General features: G+C 69.1%; 8 protein-coding genes. All 8 read left to right on the top strand.

Going from position 1 to position 8,199, the window contains the following annotated elements; genetic code table 11:
- Nucleotides 1-35 precede the first annotated feature (35 nt).
- On the top strand, nucleotides 36-1,001 hold the full coding sequence (locus MBTS_RS20990; RefSeq protein ID WP_192216400.1) for an ABC transporter permease subunit: 966 nt from the start codon (nucleotides 36-38) through the stop codon (nucleotides 999-1,001).
- On the top strand, nucleotides 998-1,939 hold the full coding sequence (locus MBTS_RS20985; RefSeq protein ID WP_056141467.1) for an ABC transporter ATP-binding protein: 942 nt from the start codon (nucleotides 998-1,000) through the stop codon (nucleotides 1,937-1,939). Before MBTS_RS20990 ends, MBTS_RS20985 begins: the two co-directional genes overlap by 4 nt.
- 172 nt (nucleotides 1,940-2,111) lie before the next feature.
- Nucleotides 2,112-2,879 (top strand): creatininase family protein, encoded by a 768-nt coding sequence (locus MBTS_RS20980; protein ID WP_147833390.1) that lies wholly within the window; start codon nucleotides 2,112-2,114, stop codon nucleotides 2,877-2,879.
- A 17-nt stretch (nucleotides 2,880-2,896) separates the two neighbouring features.
- Nucleotides 2,897-4,270, top strand: a complete 1,374-nt coding sequence (glnT, locus tag MBTS_RS20975) for a type III glutamate--ammonia ligase (protein WP_192216399.1) — start codon at nucleotides 2,897-2,899, stop codon at nucleotides 4,268-4,270.
- A gap of 230 nt (nucleotides 4,271-4,500) precedes the next feature.
- Nucleotides 4,501-4,962 (top strand): cupin domain-containing protein, encoded by a 462-nt coding sequence (locus tag MBTS_RS20970; protein WP_238254073.1) that lies wholly within the window; start codon nucleotides 4,501-4,503, stop codon nucleotides 4,960-4,962.
- 96 nt (nucleotides 4,963-5,058) lie between these two features.
- Nucleotides 5,059-5,868 (top strand): urea amidolyase associated protein UAAP1, encoded by an 810-nt coding sequence (locus tag MBTS_RS20965; RefSeq protein ID WP_192216398.1) that lies wholly within the window; start codon nucleotides 5,059-5,061, stop codon nucleotides 5,866-5,868.
- Between the two features lie 15 nt (nucleotides 5,869-5,883).
- Nucleotides 5,884-6,519, top strand: coding sequence for an urea amidolyase associated protein UAAP2 (locus MBTS_RS20960; RefSeq protein WP_192216397.1), 636 nt, complete (start codon nucleotides 5,884-5,886; stop codon nucleotides 6,517-6,519).
- The coding region (locus tag MBTS_RS20955) for an ATP-binding protein (protein ID WP_280529950.1) at nucleotides 6,519-8,199 on the top strand (1,681 nt) is incomplete at its 3' end. The genes MBTS_RS20960 and MBTS_RS20955, both read left to right, overlap by 1 nt.

The raw sequence follows: 8,199 nt of genomic DNA, 5'->3' as shown, positions 1-8,199 counted from the left end.
CACAAGGGGGAGGAGGGGCCCGCGTCTCGTCTCCCATCTCCCCGCGCCGCCGCTCCTGGGTCGGCGTGGCCCGGCCGCTCTCGCCGCGCCGGCGGACGAGCCTCGCCATCCTGTCGTTCCTGATCCCGCTCCTCGCCTGGGCGGCGGTCTCCTACGTGCCGTTCCTGTGGCATCCCCTGGTGGAGGTGACCGAGCCCGGCGACATCGCCTGGATGGAGCCGGGGATGCGCGTGCCGAAGGCCGCCTTCGCGGAGGAGGTCGCCTCGGCCAAGGCCGCCGGCACCGCGGAGCCCGCGGGCAGGCCCGCCAACCCGGTCTACCTCCCCGCCCCGCACGAGGTGGCCACCGCGTTCTGGACCTCGCTGACGGCCCAGCCGACCCAGCGCGACGCCATCCGCCTGCCCTTGAGCCTGTGGCATTCGATCCAGATCATCGCCCTCGGCTTCCTGCTGTCGTCGCTGATCGGCGTGCCGCTGGGAATCCTCTGCGGCGCCCAGCCGACTTTGGCGCGCCTCACCGAGCCGGTCATCGAGTTCGTGCGCTACATGCCGGCCCCCGCCTTCGGCGCGCTGATGGTGGCCATCCTCGGCATCTATGACGGGCCGAAGATCGCGATCATCGTCATCGGCACCTTCTTCCAGCAGGTGCTGGTCATCGCCAACACCACCCGGCGGATCGAGCCCCTGCTGATCGAGGCGGCGCTGACGCTCGGCGCGCGGAATCTCCGCCTCATCCGCCGGGTGATCGTGCCGGCGATGCTGCCGCAGCTCTACCGCGACCAGCGTATCCTGCTCGGCTGGGCCTGGACCTACCTCATCGTCGCCGAACTCATCGGCACCTCGTCGGGCATCACCTTCTTCATCACGCAGCAGGCCCGCTACCAGCATTTCGACAACGTCTACGCCGCGATCCTCATCATCGGCCTCGTCGGCTCGGCCACCGATCTCGCCCTCGCCTGGCTCGGCCGCCGGCTGTTCCCCTACGACAGGAGCGAAGCGTGAACTCGGTCTCTCCCGTCGCCTCTCCCGTCGTCCTGCCGATCGAGGCCTGCGACTACCGCACCCAGTGCGAGCCGGTCCGTGCCCGGTTCGAGAAGCTGAAGAGCCGCGAGGTCGCCCTCCGGGTCGAGAAACTGACGAAGACCTTCCGCAAGCCGGACGGCGGCACCACGGTGGCCCTGAAGGACATCGACCTCGTCACCCACCGGCGCGAGTTCCTCTGCGTCGTTGGCCCATCGGGCTGCGGCAAGTCCACCTTCGTGCGCATCCTCGCCGGGCTCGAGACTTCCACCTCGGGCGTGGTCAGCGTCGAGGGCGTGCCGGTCTCGGGGCCGGGGGCCGACCGGGGCATGGTGTTCCAGGGCTACACCCTGTTCCCCTGGCTCAGCGTGCTGCGCAACGTCGCCTTCGGACTGGAGGAGAACGGCACGCCGCGTCGGGAAGCGGAGCGCGAGGCCCGGCAATGGCTGGCGCTCATCGGACTGGAGGCCTTCGCCGACAGCTACCCGCACCAGCTCTCCGGCGGCATGAAGCAGAGGGTCGCCATCGCCCGGGCGCTGGCCACGCGGCCGCGCATCCTGCTCATGGACGAGCCGTTCTCGGCCCTCGACACCCAGTCGCGCGCCCGGATGCAGGCCTATCTCATCGAGATCTGGAAGAAGATCGACATCACCATCGTATTCATCACCCACGACCTCGACGAGGCGGTGCACCTGGCCGACCGCATCCTGGTGCTCAGCGCCCATCCGGGCGAGGTGGCCGAACTCATCGAGGTCCCGGTGCCGCGCCCGCGCAGCCACAACCAGGCGCTCACCCCGGAATTCCGCGCCACCCGCGCCCGCCTCGACGCGCTGATCCACCCGCCGAAGGACGAGGCCGAAGAAAGCGTCGCCCCCGACGTGGTGACGCGCATGACGTCAGCCGGGGACGAGGTGGAATGATGCCTCTCTCTGATACCGACCACGTGGCTCTCCTCCCCCTTGTGGGGAGGAGCTGGAGGTGGGGGTGGCGCAGAAGGCACCTCTCGCGTCTCATCCTGCACCACCCCCACCCTCGGTCCCTCCCCACAAGGGGGAGGGAAGTGCGCGCTCTCGGTGATCGGAGAGCAAAACGATGACCCCCCTCCTCTGGGCGAACCGCACCTGGGACGAGATCCCCGGCGACCTCGCCGCCGTCGCCCATGCCGCGATCCTGCCGGTGGGGGCCACCGAGCAGCACGGGCCGCATCTCGGCACGGGCATGGATTTCGTCCTGGCCGAGGCCCTGACCCATGCGGTCTCGGCGCGGACCCGCGTGCCGGTGCTTCCCACCCTGCCCTATGGCTGTTCCCTCGGGCACAGCCGGCGCTGGCCCGGTACGATCACCCTCGATCCCGTGATGATGACGCGGCTCGTGGCCCAGATCGGCACCTCGGCCTACCAGTCGGGCGTCCGCCGGCTGTTCATCGTCAACGCCCACGTCACCAACGCCGCGCCCCTGCGCTGCGCCCTGGAGATGCTGCGCGCCGCCCATGACGACCTCATGGTCGCCCTGGTGAATTCCGCCACGGTGAGCGAGCGCGTCCGCGCCGCGCATTTCGCCGATGCCGACGACTGGCACGCCAACGCCGCCGAGACCGCGCTGATGATGGCGGTGGCGTCCGATCTCGTGCGCCCGGACCGCATCGCCGATGCGGACGATCCCGACCGGACGGAGGGGCTCGTCTTCTCCCATCCGGTCAACCGGACGAGCCTGAACGGCGTCACCGGACGCCCCTCGCAGGCGAACCTCGAAGACGGGGAGCGTCTGTTCGGCTGGATGGTCGAGGACCTGTCCGCCCTCGTCCTGCGGGGCCTCTCCGAGACCCCGCCGCTGCCCCATTCCTTCTCCGTTTCCGCCTAAAACCAAGGAGCCGCCCGATGGCGCATGCCACCGAAATCGATCCCGCCATTGCCAAGCTGCAGGACGACCTGCGCGCCAAGGGCGTGAAATACGTCATCGGCGCCTATGTCGACATCCACGGCGCACAGAAGGCCAAGGTGGTGCCCGTCGACCACCTGCCGCAGATGGCGGCGGGGTCCGAGCGCTATACCGGCTATGCCCTCGACGGGCTCGGCCAGGCCCCTAACGAGGACGAGCTCGCCTCGGTGCCGGACTTCTCGCAGCTGATCCAGCTGCCCTGGGAATCGAAACTGGCCTGGTGCCCGGCCGACCTCACCTTCCAGGGCCAGCCCTACCCGCTCTCCACCCGCGTTGCCCTGAAGTCCGTGCTGAAGGATGCCGAGGCCATGGGCTTCGGCTTCAACCTCGGCATCGAATGCGAGATCTTCCTGCTCAAGCAGGAGGCGGACGGCTCGCTGCACACGCCGATCCCCGACGATAAGCTGGTGAAGCCCTGCTACGACGTGCGCGGCTTCGTCGACAACTTCACCTGGCTCGACAAGGTCGCCACCACGATCAACGATCTCGGATGGGACCTGTATTCCTTCGACCACGAGGATGCCTGCGGTCAGTTCGAGTTCGATTTCAACTATGCCGACGCCCTGACCATGTGCGACCGGCTCACCTTCTTCCGCATGATGGCCAAGCAGTATGCCAAGGAAGAAGGCCTCATCGCCACGATGATGCCCAAACCCTTTGCAGATCGCACCGGCAATGGCGCGCATTTCAACATGTCCCTCTCCGACAAGGAGACGGGCAAGAACGCCTTCGCCTGCGACCCGAAGGACGATCCGCGCGGCCTCGGCCTCACCGAGACCGGGTACCACTTCATCGGCGGCGTGCTGAAGCACGGGCGAGCGCTCTGCGCCGCCTTCGCGCCCACCGTGAACAGCTACAAGCGCCTCGTGCGCCAGGGCTCCATGGCCGGTTTCTCCTGGGCGCCGGTGTTCAACTCCTACGGCTCGAACAACCGCACCAATTCGGTGCGCGTGCCCGCCGGCGGCGGACGCTGCGAGAGCCGTAACGCGGACGGCGCGGTGAACCCCTACCTCGCCGCCGCCCTGGTCCTCGCGGCGGGTCTGGAGGGCGTGCGCGAGCGCATCGATCCGGGGGCTCCCAACGAGGACAACCTCTACGACCTCACCGACGCCCAGCGCGCGGAGCGCGGCATCGAGTTCCTGCCCCAGACCCTCGCCGAGGCGGTGGACGCCTTCGCCGCCGACCCGCTGGTGGAGAAGACCCTGGGCAAGGCGCTGCGCGACGAGTTCATCCGCTACAAGCGCGCCGAGTGGGAGGAGTATCACCTCACGGTCAGTGCCTGGGAGATCGAGCGCTACAGCCATCTGTTCTAGGCAGGCTCAACAAACGTGGTCGCCGGTTTTGCATCGTGACACCGGCGACACGTCAAAGGCCCGGGCGTGGTGAAGCATTGGCGTGCCGATACGAACCTTGCTTGTCGTTAACCCTCGCTCGAAGCGGATTCTCAACACACTCATGCTTCTCTCCCGCTGTCATTATTGGTATTCGCAAGGGTGGCCGGGATTCGGCCGGCCGCGGATGCGGTTGCGGGGGAGATGGTTCGGTGGAGATTGCGCGACTGCTTCATACGTTCGGCGGTCCGTTGCTCGCCCTGTTCGGCGGAATCGGCGCGCGGTCGATGGGTACGCTCGTGACCGGCATGGGCAGCGGCGTCCGGACCGTGGATTTCGCCGGGTCGCCCCGCCCCTGCAAGCCCTACCGGCCGGACCCGGGCCGGATCGTCTCGGGCGATCCGGCCCAGACGGTGAGCGTCGCCTACCAGAGCGACGACGGTCTCTTCTCGGCCGGAACCTGGACCTGCCAGCCGGGCAAATGGCACATCGAGTTCGCCCAGAACGAGTTCGTGCACATCCTCGAAGGGGTGGTGGTGGTCACGGACGGGGACGGGCTCGCCAAGACCTACCGGGCGGGGGACGCCTTCGTCTCTCCCGCCGGTTTCTCCGGCACCTGGGACGTCAGGGAGCCGGTGCGCAAGTACTTCACACTCGGTGGTCCGCCGGGTTAAGCAGCACCCCTAACGACGCATGCCCGCCGGGACGACCCGGCCGTGCCAGGGCTGTTTTTCCGGGACGACCCGGAGAACAGCCTTGAGGAGACGGGCATGACCGACACAGCCAGCATCATCGCCGAGAATCGGCGGCGCTACGAGGAACTGAAGGCGCAAGGCCAGGGGCATGCCCCGCGCACCCTGCCACCGCCTTCCGCGCGGGACTTGCCCCTCGACGAGGCGGCGATCCTCCACACCGAGACCATTCCCGGCGGCTGGTATCGCACCTTCGAGCTCAATGCCGGCGAAGCCCTGCGGATCGGCCTCGACCATGGCCCGTCGAGCGTCGCCCTCGTCGCCTGGAACGCCGCCGAAACCTCGGAACGCCTGAACTACGCCGACACCGTGAAGGTGCAGTGGACCGCCGCCCTCCAGCGCGGCCGGGTGCTGTTCTCCGACATGGGCCGGGTGATGCTCTCGCTCATCGAGGATTCCTGCGGCGCGCACGACGCGCTCGTGGGCGGTTCCAACGCCGAATCCAATGCCGCGCGCTACGCGGGCGGCCCCCATCGCAACACCCGCGACAACCTCGTCCTCGCAGCCCTCAAGGCCGGGCTCGACCGGCGCGACATCCCCGCCTGCATCACGCTGTTCGCCCCCGTCTCCGTGGGCGCGGAGGGGCGCTTCGCCTGGAACGAGGCCGGCCGCCGCGCGGGCGACTTCGTGGACCTGCGCGCCGAACTCGACCTCCTCGTCACCCTCTCGAACTGCCCGCATCCCCTCGACCCGAACCCGGATTACGCGCCCAACCCCGTGGTGGTCACCCGCTTCCGGGCGCCCGTCCCGGCGGCGGACGATCTCTGCCGCAACGCCACGATCGAGGCCGTGCGCGGCTTCGAGAACAACGCCGCCATCGGCTTCTGACGGGAGGGACGCACCATGACCGACGACACCACGCTTCTCCTCGATGAGGTCTTGCTTGACGAAATCGTGCCGGCCCAGGCGCCCTGGTCCGGCCTCGTGCGCAAGGGCCAGATTCTGCGCATCACCGACACCGACGGCTGCCAGGCGGTGGACACCCTGTTCTACCGCGCCGGCGACATGGGCGAGCGCTATTCCTCGCAGGACACCCTGCGCGTCCAGGGCTCGGCCTATGTGACGACGGGCACGTGCCTCGTCTCCAACGAGGGCCGGGTGATGGCCACCGTCACCGCCGATTCCTGCGGCCGTCACGACACCTCGGCGGGGGCCTGCTCCTGCGAGGCCAACACCGTGCGCTTCGGCCACGCCACCCGCTATCTCCATGCCTGCCGCGAGAATTTCGCCCTGGAAGTCGCCAAATACGGGCTCTCGAAGCGCGACATCCCGCCCAACATCAACTTCTTCATGAACGTGCCCATCGAGCAGAACGGCGAGCTCGCCATCGTCGATGGCGTCTCCTCGCCGGGCGACTACGTCGAGGTCACGGCGGAGATGGACGTGATCTGCGTGATTTCGAACTGCCCGCAGATCAACAACCCCTGCAACGGCTTCAACCCGACGCCGATCCACGTCTCCATTCGGGACGCGCGCTGATGTTCGGCAAGATCCTCATCGCCAATCGCGGCGAGATCGCCCGGCGGATCGCCCGCACCTGCCGGCGCATGGGTGTCGCGTCCGTGGCCGTCTACTCGGATGCCGACCGGTTCACCCGCGGCGTGCTGGAGGCGGACGAGGCCGTCCGCCTCGGACCCGCGCCGGCGGCCGAGAGCTACCTGAACGTCGAGGCCGTGATCGCCGCCTGCAAGGCGACGGGAGCGCAAGCCGTCCATCCCGGCTACGGCTTCCTGTCGGAGAACGTGGCCTTCGCCGAGCGTCTGGCGGCCGAGGGCATCGTCTTCATCGGCCCGAAACCCGAGCACCTGCGCGCCTTCGGCCTCAAGCACACCGCCCGCGACCTCGCGCGGGCCAGCGGCGTGCCCCTCCTGCCCGGCACCGGCCTGCTGCCGGATCTGGACGCCGCCCTCGCGGCGGCCGAGACCATCGGCTACCCGGTGATGCTCAAGAGCACGGCGGGCGGCGGCGGCATCGGCATGCGCCTCTGCGCCTCGGCCGACGAGCTCCGCGAGCACTATACCAGCGTGGAGCGCACGGCCCGCGCCAGCTTCGGCGATGCCCGCGTCTATCTCGAACGCTTCGTCGGCGAGGCGCGCCATGTGGAGGTGCAGATCTTCGGCGACGGTGCCGGCCGCGTGGTGGCGCTGGGCGAGCGCGACTGCTCGCTTCAGCGCCGCAACCAGAAGGTCATTGAGGAGACCCCCGCGCCGGGCCTTTCGGATGCCGTGCGTGCACGCCTCCACGCGGCCTCGGTGGCTCTGGGCGAGTCCGTCGCCTACGCCTCGGCAGGGACGGTGGAGTACATCTACGATCCCGTCCGCGAGGATTTCTCCTTCCTCGAAGTGAACACCCGGCTCCAGGTCGAGCATCCGGTCACCGAGGCGGTGTTCGGCATCGATCTCGTCGAATGGATGATCCGCCAGGCGGCGGGCGAGGACGTGATCGCTGCCGCCGGCCCCCTGGTCCCGCGCGGTGCCGCCATGGAGGCGCGGCTCTATGCCGAGATCCCGCACGCCAATTTCGCCCCGAGCGCCGGCCTCCTCACCGAGGTGCGGTTCCCCGCCGAGGCCCGCATCGACGGCTGGATCGAGACCGGCACCGAGGTCACCACCAACTACGACCCGATGCTCGCCAAGATCATCGTGACGGGCGAGGATCGCCCGGCGGCGCTCGCCGCCTTGCGCCAGGCCCTCGACGACAGCGCGGTCTCGGGGATCGAGACCAATCTCGATTATCTGCGCGCCATCGCCGGTTCCGAGCTCTTCGCCTCGGGCCGGGTCGCCACCACGGCGTTGCGCGACTTTCCCTATGCGCCGCGCAGCATCGAGGTGCTGGTCCCCGGCGCGCAATCGAGCCTGCAGGAACTGCCCGGCCGCATCGGGCTCTGGCATGTGGGCGTGCCGCCGAGCGGACCGATGGATGCGCGCTCGTTCCGCGACGCCAACGCCCTCGTGGGCAACCCGCCCGACACCTGCGCCCTGGAACTCACCGTGTCCGGGCCGACCCTGCGCTTCCACGCCGCCGCCACCGTGGCGCTCTCCGGGGCCGCGATGACCGCGCGCCTCGACGGGGTCGCGCAGCCTCACGGGAAGGCTTTCGCGGTCGAGCCCGGCCAGACGTTGAGCGTCGGCGCCATCGCCGGCCCCGGCCAGCGCCACG

Origin of the sequence: Methylobacterium bullatum, assembly GCF_014845095.1 — a bacterium.
GTDB classification, from domain to species: domain Bacteria; phylum Pseudomonadota; class Alphaproteobacteria; order Rhizobiales; family Beijerinckiaceae; genus Methylobacterium; species Methylobacterium bullatum.
The sequence above is the reverse complement of the archived record's forward strand: the minus strand, read 5'-3'. Positions and strand labels throughout refer to the sequence as shown.